Genomic DNA, 17,858 nt, shown 5'->3' with positions numbered 1-17,858 from the left:
GCTCCGTCCCGCTGCCCCAGAAAAAACGACAGGAAACTGCGATGCGACCAGCATTCGGCGGTATCGATTTCGGCACGTCCAATTCCACCGTCGGCGTGATCCGCAACGGGCAGCCACGCCTGGTGGCGCTGGAGGACGGCCAGGTGACGCTGCCAAGTGCTGTGTTCTTCAACTTCGACGACAACCACACCTATTTCGGGCGCCGGGCCATCGCCGACTATACCGACAGCATCGAAGGCCGCCTGATGCGTTCGCTGAAGAGCGTGCTCGGCAGCTCGCTGGTGCATGAGAAGACGCGCATCAAGGCGCGCTCGATCGGCTTCATGGAAATCGTCGGGCTGTTCGTCGGCCACTTGAAAAGGCGGCTGGAGGAAGATGTAAAGGCACCTGTTGAAAACGTGGTGCTTGGGCGTCCGGTGCAGTTCGTCGACGATGACGCGGAAGCCGATGCGAAGGCTGAGGGCGAGCTCGAGAACGCAGCGCGCATCCAGGGCTTCAAGCACATCGCCTTCCAGTTCGAGCCGATCGCAGCAGCGCTCGACTACGAACAGAAGGTTACGCGCGAGGAACTGGCGCTGATCGTCGACATGGGCGGCGGCACGTCGGACTTTTCGATCGTGCGCGTCTCGCCCGAGCGCGCCCGCTCGACCGATCGCAAGGACGACATCCTGGCCAACCGGGGCATCCATATCGGCGGCACCGATTTCGACCGGCTGCTCAGCATCGCCCATGTGATGCCGCAGCTCGGCTATCTGTCGCCGACCAAGGACGGCAAGCGCAATTTGCCGGCCAGCTATTTCATCGACCTGGCGACATGGCAGCGCATCAACCTCGTCTACACCGCCAGGGCGATGACGCATCTGAGACAAATCCGCTTCGAGGCCGAACGCGCCGACCTGGTCGACCGCTTCATCCATATCGTCGAACATCGCTACGGACATGCGCTGGCAGGTCTGGTCGAAAAGGCCAAGATCGCACTGACGGACCAACCCTCGGCCGGCGTGCAGGTCCCGCTTCCCGACGCGCGCTTCGCCGCAGAAATCACGCGGGCAGGCCTCGAAGCGACGATCGGCGGCGATATCGACCGGGTGACCGCGACGGTAGGCCAGACCATCGGCGACGCCGGCGTAAAGGCCACCGACATCACCGCCGTGTTCCTGACCGGCGGATCGACGGCAATCCCGCTGGCGAGGCGGCAGATCCTGGAACTGGTGCCGCAGGCCTCAGTCATCGAAGGCGACATGTTCGGCTCGGTCGGGCTCGGCCTGGCGCTCGATGCCCAGCGGAAGTTCGGCTGATCCAGCTAGGCTGAAGCCATCGCCTTCTCGCTCAGATGCGCCTTCAATGCCATCTGGGCGAGGCTGGCCTGACGGTCGCGGTGGGTGATGATGGCGAAGTCGCGCTTCGGGAGGGCGATCGGCACCGAGCGCAGGCTGCCTTCGGCAATCGCGCCGGTGACGACGAGTTCGGAAATGATGGTGGCGCCGGCGCCGGCTTCGACCGCCTGACGGATTGCCTCGTTGCTCGGCAGCACCAGGAATATCTGCAGCTCGGCGAGTGAAATCCCCTCGCGGCGCGCCAGATCCTCCAGCACCTCGCGCGTGCCGGAACCGCCCTCGCGGATGATCCAGCGCAGTTCCCTGATGTCGGGGCGGCCCGGCGCGATGTCGGCAATCTCCGGATGCGAGGTAGCGACGACAAGCTTCAGCCTGTCGATGTCGACCTTGGCGCGCCGCAAGATGTCGGATTCGGTGCGCCCCTCGACCAGGCCGAAATCCGCCGTGCCGTCCAAAACATGGGTCTCGACCTGCCTGGTGTTGCCGATGGTGACGCTCAGCCTGACGGCAGGGTACGCCTCATGGAAGGAAGCCAGCCGGCGCGGCAGCCAATAGCTGGCGATGGTCTGGCTGGCGGCGATCGAAAGCGAGCCGGTGACGGTCTGCGAGACATCCTCGAGCACGTTGCTTGCGGCGGCCGCTCGTTCGAGCACGGCCTTGGCCTCTGGCAGGAACCGGCGACCGGTCTGCGCCAGCTCGATGTTGCGGCCGACCCGGTTGAACAGCTGCACACCATGCTGCTGTTCAAGCGCGCGGATGGCGGCCGATGCCGCCGACTGGGAGATGCCCAAAAGCGCTGCTGCCTTGGTCATGTGGCCGCGCTCGGCGACGGCTACGAAGATGCGCAACTGGTCCAGAGTCATGATCAACTAAGAAGCAAATTCGATCGGAATTACAAGATCTGTTTGTTAGACAGATCAATTGCTTTGTTCTAAGTTTTTGCGGAAAGTTGGAAAAAATTGGCGGTACCGCCGCAAAGGTTGGGAAATTGATCGGGCGCTTCAAATCGCTGTTCGCGCACTGGACCCGCCGGGTAAGGCGGCAGTTCGCCGGCGAGCGCTACCACCCTGAACAGCATTACATGCGCGGCCCTGGACCGAAGACGAAAGCCAGGACGGCGAGCGGCAAGAGCGTTCGCGGATCATGAGCTACGGAGCGCCGCGCGGCGCCAATTCCGCACCGTCGCAACGGCCGCTGGCCGACACGCGCGCACCCGACGAGGGCGACGGCGTCGACACTTCGCCAAGCGTATCCGACAGGATCGCCAAGACCACCTGCTACATGTGCGCCTGCCGCTGCGGCATCGACGTGCACGTCAAGGACGGCAAGGTCCGTTACATCAACGGCAACAAGGACCATCCGGTCAATCGCGGCGTGATCTGCGGCAAGGGCAGTTCCGGCATCATGCAGCATTACAGCCCGGCGCGGCTGAAGAAGCCGCTGCTGCGCACCGGCCCGCGCGGCTCGGGAGAATTCCGCGAGATCGAATGGGAGGAAGCTTTCTCCATCGCGACGGAGCGGCTTTCGGCGATCCGCCGGACCGATCCGAAGAGGCTTGCCTTCTTCACCGGGCGCGATCAGTCGCAGTCGCTGACCGGCTGGTGGGCGAGCCAGTTCGGCACGCCGAACTTCTCCGCCCATGGCGGCTTTTGCTCGGTCAACATGGCGGCCGGCGGGCTCTACACGATCGGCGGCTCGTTCTGGGAATTCGGCGAGCCCGACTGGGACAACACCAAATACTTCATGCTGTTCGGCGTCGCCGAGGACCATGATTCCAATCCGATCAAGATCGGCCTGGGCAAGCTCAAAGCGCGCGGCGCCAAGGTGGTCTCGATCAATCCGTGCCGCACCGGCTACAATGCGATTGCCGACGACTGGATCGGCATCCGGCCCGGCACGGACGGCCTGTTCGTGTTCGCCCTCATCCACGAACTGCTCAAGGCCGGCCGCGTCGATCTCGATTATCTGCTGCGCTACACCAACGCGCATGTGCTTGTCGTGCAGGAGCCTGGCGCTGCCGATGACGGACTGTTCGTGCGCGACGGTGCCGGCAATCCGCTGGCCTGGGACAGGGTGGCCAAGACACCTGTCGGCGCAGCCGACCCAAATGCAAAGCCGGCGCTGACCGGCAGCTTCACCGTCGACGGCCGCCGCTGTGTGCCGGTGTTCCAACTCGTTGCCGACCGTTATCTCGATGAGAACTATTCGCCCGACGCGGTCGCCGAGCGCTGCGGCATTCCCGCCGACACGATCCGCAAGGTCGCCGCCGAACTGGCTCACGTCGCGTTCGAACAGACGATCGAATTGCCGGTGGCCTGGACCGACTGGGCTGGCCGCCGCCATGAGACGATCAAGGGCCGGCCGGTGTCGATGCACGCCATGCGCGGCATCTCGGCCCATTCGAACGGTTTTCACTCCTGCCGCGCCATTCATCTGTTGCAGGTGCTTCTCGGCACGGTGGACGTGCCGGGCGGATTCCGCTTCAAGCCGCCTTATCCCCGCCCGGCGCCGCCGGGACCGAAGCCCGCGGGCAGGAATGTGCAGCCGATGACGCCGCTCGAGGGCATGCCGCTCGGCTTCGTCTGCGGGCCGGACGATCTCCTGGTCGACGAGGCCGGCACGCCCATCCGCATCGACAAGGCCTATTCCTGGGACGCGCCTTTGGCCGCGCACGGCCTCATGCACACCGTCATCCGCAATGCCTGGGCGGGCGATCCTTACCGGATCGACACGCTGTTGATGTACATGTCGAACATGGCCTGGAATTCCTCGATGAACACCGTCGAGACCATCGCCATGCTGACCGACGCAGACGAGGAGGGCCGCTACAAGATCCCCTTCATCATCTATTCCGACGCCTATTATTCCGAGACGGTGCCGTTCGCCGATCTGGTGCTGCCCGATACGACCTATCTCGAAAGACACGACTGCATCAGCCTGCTCGACAGGCCGATCAGCCACGCCGACGGTCCGGGCGACGCCATCCGTCATCCGGTGGTCGAGCCGGACCGCGACGTCAGGCCGTTCCAGTCGGTGCTGATCGAGCTCGGTGCGCGGCTCGGCCTGCCCGGCTTCATTGCCGACAACGGGTCGGCCAGATACCGCGACTATGCCGACTACATCGTCAATCACGAACGCACGCCCGGCATCGGGCCGCTGGCCGGCTGGCGCGGCAAGGACGGGACGGCGATCGGCAGCGGCGGGGCCAATCCGGACCAGTTGCAGCGCTACATCGACAATGGCGGCTTTTGGCACCACGATTTTTCCACCGACCAGCGCTACTACAAGATGGCCAACCGCTCCTATCTCGAGTTCGCGGAGCAGATGGGCTTCATCCCCAAGGCCGAGCCGATCGTTTTCCAGCTCTATTCCGAGCCCATGCAGCGCTTCCGCCTCGCGGCGCGTGGTCATGGAAAGATGCAGCCACCGGAAGCTGAGCGCAGCCGCATCGAGACCTATATGGACCCGCTGCCGTTCTGGTACGCGCCGTTCGAGGAAGCAGCCGTCGACCTGCAAAAATATCCGCTGCATGCGCTGACGCAGCGGCCGATGCACATGTACCATTCCTGGGGTTCGCAGAATGCGTGGCTGAGGCAGATCACCAGCCAGAACCGCTTGTTCGTGCACCACCAGACCGCAGCCGGACTCGGGCTTGCCGATGAAGACTGGGTGTGGATCGAGAGCATCAACGGCCGGGTGAAGGGACAGATCAAGCTGGTCGACGGTGTCAACCCGGACACGGTGTGGACCTGGAACGCCATCGGCAAGCGCCGCGGCAGCTGGGGGCTGAAGGACGACGCCGCCGAGAGCAATCGCGGCTTCCTGCTCAACCACATCATCGGCGACCAGACATCCGCCGATGCGAACGGCAAGCGCTATTCGAATTCGGACCCGGTCACCGGACAGGCGGCTTGGTTCGATCTGCGCGTCCGCATCGTCAAATGCACCGCGGAAGAAGCCGGCTTCACCGAACCGCAGTTCGAACGCTTCCGGCAGCCGCCGCGTTTCGAACCTGCACCCGACACACTCCGCTTCGGCGCCGAATTCCGCATGAACAGGGAAGCCGCCGAATGACCTGCCTTCCCGCCCATACCGACAAAAGGCTCGGCCTGGTTATCGACCTCGACACCTGCGTCGGCTGCCAGGCCTGCGTTACCGCCTGCAAGGAGTGGAACACCGGCGGCCACATGGCGCCGCTGACCGACATCGACCCCTATGGCGGCAATGTCGATGGCGTCTGGTTCAACCGCGTGCACAGCTATGAGCACACGACCGAGATGGGCGGGCGGACGGTCAACTTCCCGCGCTCCTGCCTGCACTGCGAGACGCCTGCCTGTGTCACCGTCTGCCCGACGGGAGCCTCCTACAAGCGCGCCTCGGACGGCATTGTGCTGATCGACGAGGACAAGTGCATCGGCTGCAAATTGTGCAGTTGGGCCTGCCCCTATGGCGCTCGCGAATTCGACACCGATGTCGGTGTGATGAAGAAATGCACGCTCTGTGTCGACCGCATCTACAACGACAATCTGGCCGAGGAAGACCGCGTGCCGGCCTGCGTCGCCGCCTGCCCGACCAGCGCCCGGCATTTCGGCGACCTCGGCGACCCCGCCTCGGCGGTTTCTCAGTTGGTGGCGGATCGCGGCGGCGTCGACCTGATGCCCGAGATGGGCTATCACCCGACCAACAAGTACCTGCCGCCGCGTGCCCACACCCAACGCGCCGCTTCGGTGGCCGCACCCGCGCTTGAGCCGTTGCGGGCCGAAGGCGGCTTCCTCGGCTGGGTCGACCGCATGCTTTCGAACTGACCCATGCATCCAGCCTTTTCCGTCGTCTTCTTCACCACCGCCACCGGTGCCGGCTACGGCCTGCTGGCGCTGCTTGGCGTGCTCGGCGGATTGGGGTTAATCCCACCTGATTTCTGGCTCGGGTTCATCGGCATGGGGTTGGCGTTGGGTCTGATCGTCGCCGGCCTGCTGTCGTCGACCGGCCATCTCGGCCGACCGGAAAGAGCATGGCGTGCCTTCTCGCAATGGCGCAGCTCCTGGCTGTCGCGCGAGGGCGTGTCGTCGGTCCTGACCTTCATTCCGGCCGGCCTGTTCGGCATCGGCTGGGTGTTTTTCGGCCGCACTGGTGGCTGGGTCACCTTGGCCGGACTGCTGACTGCCGTCGGCGCGATCGTCACCGTCTGCACGACAGGCATGATCTATGCCTCGCTGAAGCCGATCGCCCAGTGGCACAGCCGTTACACGCTACCCGGTTATCTGATCTTCTCTGCGATGACCGGCAGCCTGATGTTGAACGCACTGCTCCAGGGTTTTGGCGTTGGCTCAAAAACCGTGCAGGCATCCTCACTGCTCGTCACGCTTATCGGCTGGGGCTGGAAGCTGGCGACCTGGCGCCACAATGACCGGCTGGAAATCCCGACCACGGCCAACACCGCGACCGGACTTGCCGGCGGCACGGTGCGGTCGCTGGAATGGCCGCACACCGAGGAAAATTATCTACTCAAGGAAATGGGTTTTCGCATCGCGCGCAAGCACGGCGCAAAGCTGCGGCTGATCACGCAGATTTTGGCCTTCGCCTTGCCCAGCTTGCTGTTGCTCGCGGCGATCTTTCTACCTTGGCCGTTGGCGGCGATCGCATCGGTACTCGCAACCTTCGTCCAGTTCGCAGGCATGCTGGTCGAGCGCTGGCTGTTCTTTGCCGAGGCCAAGCACACGGTCACTTTGTACTATGGCAGATAGGTTTTACCCGGGCCTGAGCATCGAGCCGGAAATCGCAAAGATGCGCTCCGCACCGAGCATATAGACCATCAGCGTCTCGCGGCGGAACAGGCCGGCATAGGCACGGTCGAGCACGTTGAGCGAGCCGGTATAGGCGCCGAAGGCCGGCATAATCATGCGGCCGCCGTCACCGGCAAAGCAGCGCCGCCGCACCGAGCGACCGCGCTGGACGATACGGGCGCAGGGATGCAGATGGCCTGATATCTCGCCTTCGACTCGCACCTTTGAAGGCTCGTGCCGGAACAGCAACGCGCCGATGGCGAGTTCGCGCACGGTGTCACCAGGCAGATCGGCCGGCCCGTCCGGATCATGGTTGCCGGCGACCCAGAACCAGTCGCGGCCTGATATCAGCGCTTCCAGGCGCTCGCGGAAGCTTTGATGCATGCGCTCGGCGCCGCCGCCGTCGTGGAAACTGTCGCCGAGGCTGATGACGATCGCCGGCTGATAATCGGCGATCACCGCCTGCAGCCGGAGCAAGGTGGCGCCGGTGTCATAGGGCGGGATCAGCGCGCCGCGCCGGGCAAAGGACGAACCTTTTTCGAGATGCAGGTCGGACACCGCCAGCAGCCGAAGCTCGGGGAAATAGAGCACGCCACGCGGATCGCAGACGGCACGCTCGCCGGCGATGCCGACCAGGTCGGCCTCTGCCATCAGCGACGTGCGCGCCAGCGAGAAATTCATGCCCCCATCACTCTCAGTTCGTCACCTTCGGCCCATGGCCTCCTCGACCAGATCGGCGGCTTCCATCAGCAGCGTCTCGTTGGCGCCGCCATTGACCGGTTCCTTGCCGATCTCCAGCATCACCGGTATCGCCAGCGGCGAAATCTGATCGAGATGCTTATGCACGATTCGGCCGCGCACGCGCGAGAGCATCTCGGCAAGTCTGCTGACATCAAGCAGGCCGGCGGAGGCGTCGGTGCGCGTCGCCTGCAGCAGAATATGGTCCGGCTCGTGGCTGCGCAGCACGTCGTAGATCAGGTCGGCTGACACGGTCACCTGCCGGCCGCTCTTCTCCTGCCCAGGATAGCGCTTCTCGATCAGCCCGGCGATGACCGCGCAGGTGCGGAAGGTGCGCTTCAGCATCCAGCTGTCGTTCAGCCAAGCCTCGAGATCGTCGCCCAGCATGTCCTCGTCGAACAGCGCCGCCAGCGACGGTTTCTTCGTCTTGAACAGTGCCGCCATGTCGTCCAGCGCCCAGACGGCCAGCGAATAGTCGGTGGCGACGAAGCCGAGTGGCCGGGCGCCTGCCCGCTCCAGCCGTCGCGTCAAGAGCATGCCGAGCGTTTGATGCGCCAGCCGGCCCTCGAACGGATAGGCGACCATGTAGTGCCGGTTGCCGCGTGGAAAGGTTTCGACCAGAAGGTCGCCGCGCTTCGGCAGCACCGACTTTTCCTTCTGCAGCCGCAGCCAATCGGCGACCTGTTCCGGCAGTGCCTGCCAGCGGTTGCTGTCGGCCAGCATGCCACGCACCTGTTCGGCGAGATAGGTCGACAGCGGAAACTTGCCGCCGGCATAGCTTGGCACGATGATGTTGGCGCCGGCGCCGCTGGAGACGACGCATTCGTTCTCGCGGATTCCTTCGAAGCGTAGCACCTTGCCGGCGAATAGGAAATTATCGCCAGGGCGCAGCGTCTCGGCGAAATACTCCTCGATCTTGCCGAGCACCGGCCCGCCGCGGCCAGCCATGCCGCGCCCCTGCCTGACATAGCGGACATTGAGCTCCGGCATCTCGACGATGGTGCCGACGTTCAGCCGGTATTGCTGGGCGACGCGCGGATGCGAGACGCGCCACAGCCCGTCGACCGTCTTGCGGATGCGGGCGTAGCGCTCGTAGTTCTTCAGCGCATAGCCGCCGGTGGCGACGAAGTCGACGACGCGGTCAAAAGTCTCGCGCTCCAGGGCCGCATAGGGTGCCGCGCTACGCACCTCCTCGAACAGACGATCGGCATCGAAGGGCGCACCGCAAGCGACACCCAGCACATGCTGCGACAGCACGTCGAGCGCGCCCTTGATCAGTGGCGGTGTGTCCTGCGCGCCGAGATAATTGGCGTCAAGCGCTGCCCGGCATTCCAGCACCTCGAAGCGGTTGGCCGGGATCAGGATCGCCTTCGACGGTTCGTCCATGCGGTGGTTGGCGCGGCCGATGCGCTGCGCCAGCCGGCTGGCGCCCTTCGGCGCACCGACATGGACGACCAGATCGACATCGCCCCAGTCGATGCCGAGATCGAGCGTCGAAGTGGCGACGATGGCGCGCAGTGCATTCTCGCCCATCGCCTTTTCGACGCGCCGGCGCTGGCCGACATCGAGCGAGCCGTGGTGGAGCGCGATCGGCAGCGAATCCTCGTTCGCCCGCCAGAGTTCCTGGAACAGCAGTTCGGCCTGGCTGCGGGTGTTGACGAACAAAAGCGTCGTGCGGTGCTTTTTGATCGCCTCGTAGATCTCGGGGATGGCGTAGCGGGCCGAATGGCCTGACCACGGCACACGTTCTTGTGAATCGAGAATGGAGATGTCGGGCTTGGCACCGCCGACGATGGCGATCAGCCCAGCCATCGCGCCGGGTGGGTTCTGCGCGACCAGCCAGCGCCGCAACTCGTCGGGCTCGGCGACGGTGGCTGACAGACCTATGGTCTGCAGCTTGGGCACATAGTTGCGCAGCCGTGCCAGACCGAGCGCCAGCAGGTGCCCGCGCTTCGAGATCACCAACGAGTGCAGCTCGTCGAGCACCACGTAGCGCAGATCCTCGAAGAAGCGCCTGGCGTCGGGTGCCGCGATCAGCAGCGCCAGTTGTTCGGGCGTCGTCAGCAGGATGTCGGGCGGCACCAGCTTCTGCCGCTGGCGCTTGTGCGAGGGCGTGTCGCCGGTGCGGGTCTCTATGGTGACGGGCAGGCCGATCTCTTCCACCGGCTTGCCGAGATTGCGCTCGATGTCGACGGCCAAAGCCTTCAGCGGCGAGATGTAGAGCGTGTGGATGCCGCGATGCGCCTGGCCCGGTTTTCGCCTGGGACGATCGGCGAGTTCCGTCAGGGACGGCATGAAGCCGGCCAGCGTCTTGCCGGCGCCGGTCGGAGCGATCAGCAGCACGGACTGCCCGGCCCGGGCCCGCGCCAACAATTCGATCTGATGGGCACGCGGCGCCCAGCCTTTTTGCGCGAACCATCTGATGAACGGTTCGGGCAGGACGACGGCGGCATTCCGGTCAGCGAGGCGAGGCTGTTCTGTCACGCGCCAGAGGTAGCGCGACCGCGCGAGAACGCCAAGCAGAATCGGAACAAAAGGTGATCGACGGTCCTGCTACGGCCTTCGAAACCCCGTCGGGCCGCCATAGAGATAGCCGATGCGGGCGATGGCGTCCTTCAGCCCTTCGCGCGACACCAGCATGGTGTGGCCATTGGCGTGGATCATGGTGTCGGCGTCGGTCATGACGGCGACGTGGCCCTTCCAGAAGACGAGGTCGCCACGACGCAGCTCGTTGAAATCCGGGCCGGGTTCGAGCGGCTCGCCGATGGTCGCCGCCTGCATGTCGGAATCGCGGAGCACGTCCTGGCCTGCCATGCGCATCGCCAGTTGCACGAGGCCGGAACAGTCGATGCCGAAGCCCGAGGCACCGCCCCAGAGATAGGGTGTACCGAGAAAGGTCTCCGCGACCGATACATAGTCGGCAGACTTATCCGCGATCGGCCTGAGATGGCCTGCAATGACCGCCTGACCGGAGGGCAGCAGTCCATAGTGCGTGCCGCGGGTTTCCGCGGCACCCGTCACCGTCACCGCCGACCCCATCGACAACTGCCCGCTGATCGGAAAGCGAAGGTCGGGACCGGGATAGAGGAAGGTGCGCGGCACCGAGACAGTATGGGTCGGCGGATGGTCCCTCGCTCCCAGCACGGTGTCGGTGACATAGCCGACATAGCCGTCGCGCTCAGCCTGGATCCAGGCCCAGCCTTCCTTCTCCTCGAAGACGAGGATATCTTCGCCGAACAGGGCCTGGGTGTTGACCCCGGCATCCCAGCTCGGCGCCTTGCGGATATCGGCCACGGAAACCGAAATCCGCGCCGGCTGGCCGGCGACGAAGCGGTCGGCGGAAACTTCGCCTTTCAATCGCGCATCGGCGAGATCGCTGCGAAAAGCGTGAAGGCGGGCATCCCTGGCGGTCAAATCGGCAACTCGTCTTAATCGGTAAGGTGGGCAAATCGACAATTGGTCAGATGGGCAGTTCGTGGGCCCTGGCAACGATACCATCGCCGAAGCGCTCGACAAAGAGGGCGCCCTCGACCGTACGCCTGATCAGGACGTTGCGCTTGTCGAGTTCGTCGCGATGGCGCGACACCAGTTTCAGCGCGCCCATCGTATCGAGCGCGCGGGTGATGACCGGCTTGGTGACGTTGAGCCTTGCGGCCAGCCCGCGCACCGTGTGCGGCGGCGGATCGAGATAGATGGTGAACAGGATCGCCGTCTGGCGCATGGTGAGATCGGGTGCGCCGTCGCGCACCTGCGACAGCATCACTTGCTGCCACAATCGCATGGCCTGGCTTGGGCGCATCAAGATCGACATCCGCCCAGCATGACGCCAAATTGTTTCGGTTCCGTTTCAGTTTCGGAGTTTTGCCGGCTGCTCTGGATGGTCAGCCGTAACGTGTCGAGATGATCCGCTCCAGCGCGCGAATGCCTTGCGCCTCGCCGCCGGCGACGCCGTGCGGGCGATCGGACGGGTTCCAGGCGAAGATGTCGAAATGCGCCCAGCTGTGAGTCTTCTCGACGAAGCGCTTGAGGAACAGAGCAGCGGTAATCGAGCCGGCAAAGCCATCCGCGGTGACATTGTTGATGTCGGCGATCTTGGACGACAGTTTTGCGTCGTAGGGCCGCCACAGCGGCATGCGCCACAGCGGGTCCTCGACCACGACGGAAGCTGCTGCGAGATCGTCGGCCAGCGCCTCGTCGCCGGTGTAGAAGGGCGGCAGGTCGGGGCCAAGCGCGACGCGGGCCGCTCCGGTCAGCGTCGCCATGTCGACCAGCAGTTGGGGTTCGTCGTCGTCGGCCAGCGCCAAGGCATCGGCCAGCACCAGCCGCCCCTCGGCGTCGGTGTTACCGATCTCGACGGTGATGCCCTTGCGGCTCGTCAGCACGTCGCCTGGCCGGAACGCATTTCCCGCAATCGAATTCTCGACCGCGGGGACGAGCACGCGCAGCCGCACGTACAAGCCAGCGGCCATGATCATCGAAGCGAGGCCCAGCACATTGGCGGCGCCGCCCATGTCCTTCTTCATCAGCAGCATGCCCGACGACGGCTTGATGTCGAGACCACCCGTATCGAAGCAAACGCCCTTGCCGACCAGCGTTACCTTCGGCGCCCCCTCCGGTCCCCATCTCATGTCGATCAGGCGGGGCGCATCGGATGATGCGCGACCGACCGCATGGATCATGGGGAAGTTCTCCGCAAGCAGGTCGTCGCCCCTCGTCACCGACACCTCGGCCTGATGCTCAGCGGCCAGCATCCGAACAGCCACCTCCAAATGGTCGGGGCCCATGTCGCTGGTCGGCGTATTGACCAGATCGCGCGTCAGGAAAACGCCGTCGACGATGCGGCCGACACGCGCCGCATCGGCGCCGGATGGCAGGGTAAAGCGCAGCGCCTTGCCTGGCTTCTTGCCGTAACGCGTAAAGACATAGCCGCCGAGCGCCAGCGCAATGGCCGCGAGTTCGGGCTCCGCGGGGTCGGAGGCAAAATGCCAGTCGCCTTCCGGCAAGGCTCGCGCCAAGGCACCGACGGCAAGCATGCCCTCGCCGTCGCCGATGCCGAACAGCGCGCCGGCAAGCGCGCCGCTCTCGCCGGGAACGACAAGCGTCCTGCCGGCTTCACCGGAGAAGCCGTTGGCCTTGGCCCAGGCGATCGACGATGGCGCGAGACCGGCTGCTTCCAGATCGCCCTTTGCCACCAGATGAACCGGCAAGGCGGCCTGCAGCGTGCGTTCGACAAGTTCGACAGGCATTCGATGATCTCCGGCCGGTCGCATCGCGAGTCGGCGTTTCTTAACTGTCCGTTAGGGTTAACAGAATATTTCTGCGGGAGGGAAGACGGCCAGGCAATGGCCGCGTGAATGGAGACCGGGTGCCAATGCCGATCAAAGTGTCGAACATCACAGGCAAGCGTCTGATCACCACGGCATTCTTGGCGGCGTTGGCGGCGAGCGTAGCGGGTTGCGGCACCACCAGCAAGTTCACGACCGGCTCGATTTCCCGCTCCAGCAGCAAACCACTGGAGACCATGGCCGCCGGCGAACTGCACAACGCGACGATAGCGCTAGGCGAATCCTACGCCAAGAATCCCAACGACAAACGCATCGCCACGAACTATGCGGCGGCACTGCAGATGGACGGCGATGCCGACCAGTCGCTCGCCGTCATGCGCAAGCTAGCGATTGCCTACCCCAAGGACCGCGACGTGCTTGCCGCCTATGGCAAGGCGCTGGCCGCCAACGGGCAGTTCGAGCCGGCGCTCGATGCGGTGCGCCGCGCGCAGACACCGGAATATCCGGACTGGCGGCTGGTTTCTGCGGAAGCGGCCATTCTCGACCAGTTGGGGCAGAAGGACGAAGCGCGCCAGGATTACCGCAAGGCGCTCGACCTCAAGCCGAACGAACCATCGATCCTGTCCAATCTCGGCATGTCCTACGTGCTGGAAGGCGATCTGCGCACGGCAGAAACCTATATGCGCTCGGCCGCCGAGCAGCCCAACGCCGACAGCCGGGTCCGGCAGAACCTGGCTTTGGTCGTCGGCCTGCAGGGCCGCTTCGACGAGGCCGAGAAGATCGCCTCGCAGGAGCTCTCGCCCGAGCAGGCACAGGCCAATGTGGCCTATCTGCGCCAGATGCTTGCGCAGCAGAACGCCTGGAGCCAGCTCAAGGACCAGGACAAGGACAAGCCCGCCACCAACTGAAGGGACGGCTGGAGCAATTCCTGGAAAAGTGCTTAGCGGTTTTCCGTTCGGAATTGCGCTGATCCGCGCTAGCGCATCCATCCTGCAATCCCGCCAAAGACAAAAGCCGCGCGGCATAGCCAGCGCGGCTTTTCGTGTATGCGTGAGCCGGATCTCGGTGCTACTCGCTGCTCGACTTCTGCTGATCGCCGAAGATGCCGCGCTGGCTGACCTGGATGCCGGCCGGGCCGAGGATGATGGCGAACAGTACCGGCAGGAAGAACAGGATCATCGGCACGGTGAGCTTGGGCGGCAGCGCGGCGGCCTTCTTCTCGGCAGCGTTCATGCGCATGTCACGACTTTCACTGGCCAGCACGCGTAGCGCATGGGCGACCGGCGTGCCGTAGCGCTCCGCCTGGACCAGCGCCTGCGTCACCGACTTGACTGATTCCAGGCCGGTGCGGCTGGCGAGGTTCTCATAGGCCACCTTGCGCTCCTGCAGGTAGGAGAGCTCGGCGTTGGTCAGGACGAATTCTTCCGCCAATGCCACCGATTGCGCGCCGATCTCGTCGGCGACCTTGCGAAGGGCGGCCTCAACGGACATGCCGGACTCGACGCAGATCAGCATCAGGTCGAGTGCGTCCGGCCATGCCATCTGGATCGACTGCTTGCGTTTGGCGGCGCGGTTGTTGACGTAAAGTATCGGCGCATAGAAGCCGCCATAGGCGACGACGACGCAGACGAACAGCTTGATGAAAGTCGGCTGCAGGGGCAGTCCGCCGAGCATGAAAACGTATAAGGCCGCCAGCGCGAAACCGACGAAGGGCAGGACAAGGCGGAAGAACAGAAAGCGCGTCAGCGGGTTCTGGCCGCGAAAACCCGCCACCTTGAGCTTCTGCAATGTGCTCTCATCGGCCAGCGCGCGCTTCAGATCCAGCCGATCGACGATGTTGCGCATGCCGATCGACTGTTCCTCGCGCAGGCCCTTGCGGCGGCGATCGGCTTCGTTGGCAAGCCGCGTGCGCTGCTTGGCGCGCAATTCGTCACGCTCGAGCGCCACCGATTTCATGCGCGACTTGAGCTGGTTGCCGCCAAGGGCAGGCAAGACCGTGAAGACGGTCGCAAACACCGCGATGCCGACCAGGAGCGCGATCAGGAAAGCGGGGTCGGTAAGGGATTTGACGACCTGGTCTGTCATTGGTTTCTATCTTTTTGTTCGAGCATGATCTTCTCCGAAAACCGGGACCCACTCCTCGGGATCATGCTCTAGACATCGAAGTTCATCATCTTGCGCATCACCATGATGCCGATCGACATCCAGACCAGTGAGCAGCCGATGATCAGGTGGCCGGTGCTGGTGGTGAAGAGCGGCATGATGTAGTTGGGGCTCGACAGGTAGACGAGAAAGGCTACGACGAAAGGCAGGGCGCCGATGATGACCGCGGAGGCCTTGGCCTCCATCGAAAGCGCCTGCACCTTGGCCTTCATCTTCTTGCGGTCGCGCAGCACGCGCGAAAGATTGCCAAGCGCTTCGGAAAGATTGCCGCCGGCCTGCGACTGTATCTGGATCACGATGCCGAAGAAGCCCGCCTCAGGGCAAGGCATGGTTTCGGCCATGCGGATCGCCGCATCGGGGATCGACATGCCCATCTGCTGTGAATCGATGATACGGCGAAACTCGGTCTTTACCGGTTCCGGAGATTCGTTGGCGATCAGGCGGATTGAGTCATTCAGCGGCAGGCCCGACTTGACCGCCCGCACGATGATGTCGAGGGCGTTCGGAAACTCGGCGAGAAATGCCTTGACGCGTCGGCCGCGGCGAAACAGGACGAACCAGCGCGGCAGACCAAGGGCGCCGGCCAGCAACGCACCCGGAAGGATCAGCAAAGGCGCACCGGCCATATAGGCGAGAGCCGTGAGAACGATGCCGCAGACGGCCGAGTAGATGTAGAAGCGCTCAATGGAAACCGTCATGCCGGCTTGACGGATCAACGCCTTCAGCGGCGGCTTCTTGACGTTGCGATCGTTGGATTTCTGCTTTTCGTCGAGCTGCTTCAGCGAATCCTGGACGGATTTTCGCCGCTTGGTTGCTTCGGCGACACGATCACGCGAGGCCTTGACGACGGAACGATCGGTTTCGGCCGTCTTGATGGTCTCGAGCCGCTTGCCGACCTGCTTCTCGTTGCTTATCCGGGTGAACAGGAAAGCGTAGGCGACCGCGCCGGCGCTGAAGCCGGCCAGCACGACAAACGCCAGTACCGTGGTGTCAATTCCGAACATCGACCAGGACCCCTACGCCTCCAGATGCGTCAGTCAGCGCGTTTCTCCATGGCCTCGAGCGCCGTGGCGAGGCGCTGTTCCTCGCCATAGTAGCGGGCGCGATCCCAAAAATGCGGCCGGCCGATGCCGGTCGACACGTGCTCGCCCAGCAGCCTGCCGTTCGAGTCCTCGCCCTTGATGTTGTAGAGGACGAGGTCCTGCGTGATGATGACGTCACCTTCCATGCCGATCACCTCGGTGATGTGGGTGATGCGGCGCGATCCGTCGCGCAGGCGGGCCGCCTGTATGATCACGTCGATGGAGCCGACGACGATCTCGCGCACGGTCTTCTGCGGCAGCGAGTAGCCGCCCATGGCGATCATCGATTCGATACGGTTCAGGCATTCGCGCGGGCTGTTAGAGTGGATGGTTCCCATCGAGCCGTCGTGACCGGTGTTCATCGCCTGCAGCAGGTCGAAGACCTCCGGTCCGCGCACTTCGCCGACGATGATCCGCTCCGGCCGCATGCGCAGGCAATTCTTGACCAGATCGCGCATGGTCACCTCGCCCTCACCCTCGAGATTGGGCGGGCGGGTTTCGAGGCGAACAACATGCGGCTGCTGCAGCTGCAACTCGGCCGAATCTTCGCAGGTGATGACGCGTTCCTCGCGGTCGATGTAGTTGGTCAGGCAATTGAGCAGCGTCGTCTTGCCCGAGCCGGTGCCGCCCGAGATGACGATATTGCAGCGGACCCGGCCGATGATCTTGAGAACATCGGCGCCTTGCGGCGAGATCGCGCCGAACTTGACCAGCTGGTCGAGCGTCAGCTTGTCCTTCTTGAACTTGCGGATGGTGAGCGCGGTCCCGTCGATGGAGAGCGGCGGCGCGATGACGTTGACGCGGGAACCGTCGGGCAGGCGGGCGTCGCAGATCGGGCTGGACTCGTCGACACGGCGGCCAACCTGGCTGACGATGCGCTGGCAGATGTTGAGCAGCTGCTGGTTGTCGCGGAAACGAATGCCGGTCTGTTCGACCTTGCCGTTGACTTCGATATAGACGTTCTTGGAGCCGTTGACCATGATGTCGGCGATGTCGTCGCGGGCGAGCAAGGGTTCCAGCGGGCCGTAGCCGAGCACGTCGTTGCAGATGTCCTCGAGCAGTTCCTCCTGCTCGGCGATCGACATCGCGAAATTCTTGATCGCAATGATGTCGTTGACGATGTCGCGGATTTCCTCGCGCGCACTTTCGGGATCGAGCTTGGCAAGCTGCGACAGGTCGATCGTGTCGATGAGCGCGGAAAAGACCTGGCTCTTGGTGTCGTAGTAGCTTTCGCTGCGCTCGCGCTGGACCTTCTTCGGCGGCGGCGGCGCGAGCGGCGGCGGCTCGACCGGGCGTCGGGCGGGTGGGGCAACGGCGGCACCGGGCTGCGGCGGCGCAGAGGCCGGCCGCGCGAGAACCGCCGTGTCCGCGGGCACGGTCGCAGCCGGCGCCGGTGCCGGCTGACGGAATTCCGGATTGAACCGGTTGCCGTCGTCTGAGCCTCTCTTACCAAACATGATCGACTACCAA

General features: G+C 64.2%; 14 protein-coding genes. 5 read left to right on the top strand and 9 right to left on the bottom strand.

Annotation, left to right across the window (positions count from 1 at the left end; all coding sequences use genetic code 11):
* The first annotated feature begins 41 nt into the window (after positions 1-41).
* Positions 42-1,298, top strand: a complete 1,257-nt coding sequence (locus AC04SI_RS02465; protein ID WP_488473856.1) for an Hsp70 family protein — start codon at positions 42-44, stop codon at positions 1,296-1,298.
* A 5-nt stretch (positions 1,299-1,303) separates the two neighbouring features.
* Here the strand turns inward: AC04SI_RS02465 and AC04SI_RS02460 are convergent, their stop codons facing one another.
* Positions 1,304-2,200: a LysR substrate-binding domain-containing protein gene (locus AC04SI_RS02460; protein WP_488473893.1), complete on the bottom strand. Its 897-nt coding sequence runs from the start codon at positions 2,198-2,200 to the stop codon at positions 1,304-1,306.
* A 280-nt stretch (positions 2,201-2,480) separates the two neighbouring features.
* Between AC04SI_RS02460 and AC04SI_RS02455 the strand changes: the two genes are divergently transcribed.
* Genes AC04SI_RS02455 through AC04SI_RS02445 form a run of 3 tightly spaced genes read left to right on the top strand, consistent with a single transcriptional unit; the run spans position 2,481 to position 7,081 of the window.
* The gene (locus AC04SI_RS02455; RefSeq protein ID WP_488473855.1) at positions 2,481-5,411 is read left to right on the top strand and encodes a molybdopterin oxidoreductase family protein; all 2,931 of its coding nucleotides are present in this window, start codon (positions 2,481-2,483) and stop codon (positions 5,409-5,411) included.
* The gene (locus AC04SI_RS02450; protein WP_488473854.1) at positions 5,408-6,142 is read left to right on the top strand and encodes a 4Fe-4S dicluster domain-containing protein; all 735 of its coding nucleotides are present in this window, start codon (positions 5,408-5,410) and stop codon (positions 6,140-6,142) included. Before AC04SI_RS02455 ends, AC04SI_RS02450 begins: the two co-directional genes overlap by 4 nt.
* Before the next feature lie 3 nt (positions 6,143-6,145).
* The gene (locus tag AC04SI_RS02445; protein ID WP_488473853.1) at positions 6,146-7,081 is read left to right on the top strand and encodes a dimethyl sulfoxide reductase anchor subunit family protein; all 936 of its coding nucleotides are present in this window, start codon (positions 6,146-6,148) and stop codon (positions 7,079-7,081) included.
* 3 nt (positions 7,082-7,084) lie between these two features.
* Here the strand turns inward: AC04SI_RS02445 and pdeM are convergent, their stop codons facing one another.
* The 5 genes from pdeM to AC04SI_RS02420 all read right to left on the bottom strand — a co-directional run bounded on the left by pdeM (position 7,085) and on the right by AC04SI_RS02420 (position 13,104).
* The gene (pdeM, locus tag AC04SI_RS02440) at positions 7,085-7,801 is read right to left on the bottom strand and encodes a ligase-associated DNA damage response endonuclease PdeM (RefSeq protein ID WP_488473852.1); all 717 of its coding nucleotides are present in this window, start codon (positions 7,799-7,801) and stop codon (positions 7,085-7,087) included.
* A 21-nt stretch (positions 7,802-7,822) separates the two neighbouring features.
* Positions 7,823-10,342 (bottom strand): ligase-associated DNA damage response DEXH box helicase, encoded by a 2,520-nt coding sequence (locus AC04SI_RS02435; protein ID WP_488473851.1) that lies wholly within the window; start codon positions 10,340-10,342, stop codon positions 7,823-7,825.
* 69 nt (positions 10,343-10,411) lie between these two features.
* A complete protein-coding gene (locus tag AC04SI_RS02430) occupies positions 10,412-11,272 on the bottom strand; it encodes a C40 family peptidase (protein WP_404280005.1) in 861 nt (286 codons plus the stop codon).
* 46 nt (positions 11,273-11,318) lie between these two features.
* Positions 11,319-11,669, bottom strand: a complete 351-nt coding sequence (locus AC04SI_RS02425; RefSeq protein ID WP_404280002.1) for a MarR family winged helix-turn-helix transcriptional regulator — start codon at positions 11,667-11,669, stop codon at positions 11,319-11,321.
* 70 nt (positions 11,670-11,739) lie between these two features.
* On the bottom strand, positions 11,740-13,104 hold the full coding sequence (locus AC04SI_RS02420; protein WP_488473850.1) for a leucyl aminopeptidase family protein: 1,365 nt from the start codon (positions 13,102-13,104) through the stop codon (positions 11,740-11,742).
* A gap of 125 nt (positions 13,105-13,229) precedes the next feature.
* Here AC04SI_RS02420 and AC04SI_RS02415 point away from each other — a divergent pair, with 125 nt between their 5' ends.
* The gene (locus AC04SI_RS02415) at positions 13,230-14,051 is read left to right on the top strand and encodes a tetratricopeptide repeat protein (RefSeq protein ID WP_404279997.1); all 822 of its coding nucleotides are present in this window, start codon (positions 13,230-13,232) and stop codon (positions 14,049-14,051) included.
* A 160-nt stretch (positions 14,052-14,211) separates the two neighbouring features.
* Here AC04SI_RS02415 and AC04SI_RS02410 read toward each other — a convergent pair whose 3' ends face one another.
* The 3 genes from AC04SI_RS02410 to AC04SI_RS02400 form a co-directional block, all read right to left on the bottom strand.
* Entirely contained in the window at positions 14,212-15,228 is a 1,017-nt protein-coding gene (locus AC04SI_RS02410) for a type II secretion system F family protein (RefSeq protein WP_404279995.1), read from the bottom strand.
* A 68-nt stretch (positions 15,229-15,296) separates the two neighbouring features.
* Complete coding sequence (locus AC04SI_RS02405; RefSeq protein ID WP_488473849.1) at positions 15,297-16,310, bottom strand: type II secretion system F family protein; 1,014 nt, start codon at positions 16,308-16,310, stop codon at positions 15,297-15,299.
* A gap of 29 nt (positions 16,311-16,339) precedes the next feature.
* Positions 16,340-17,845, bottom strand: a complete 1,506-nt coding sequence (locus AC04SI_RS02400) for a TadA family conjugal transfer-associated ATPase (protein WP_488473848.1) — start codon at positions 17,843-17,845, stop codon at positions 16,340-16,342.
* Between the last annotated feature and the right edge of the window lie 13 nt (positions 17,846-17,858).

The sequence above is a fragment of the Mesorhizobium sp. CNPSo 4689 genome (genome assembly GCF_057784325.1).
Note: the sequence above shows the minus strand (reverse complement) of the source record. Positions and strands in the feature narration are given on the sequence as shown.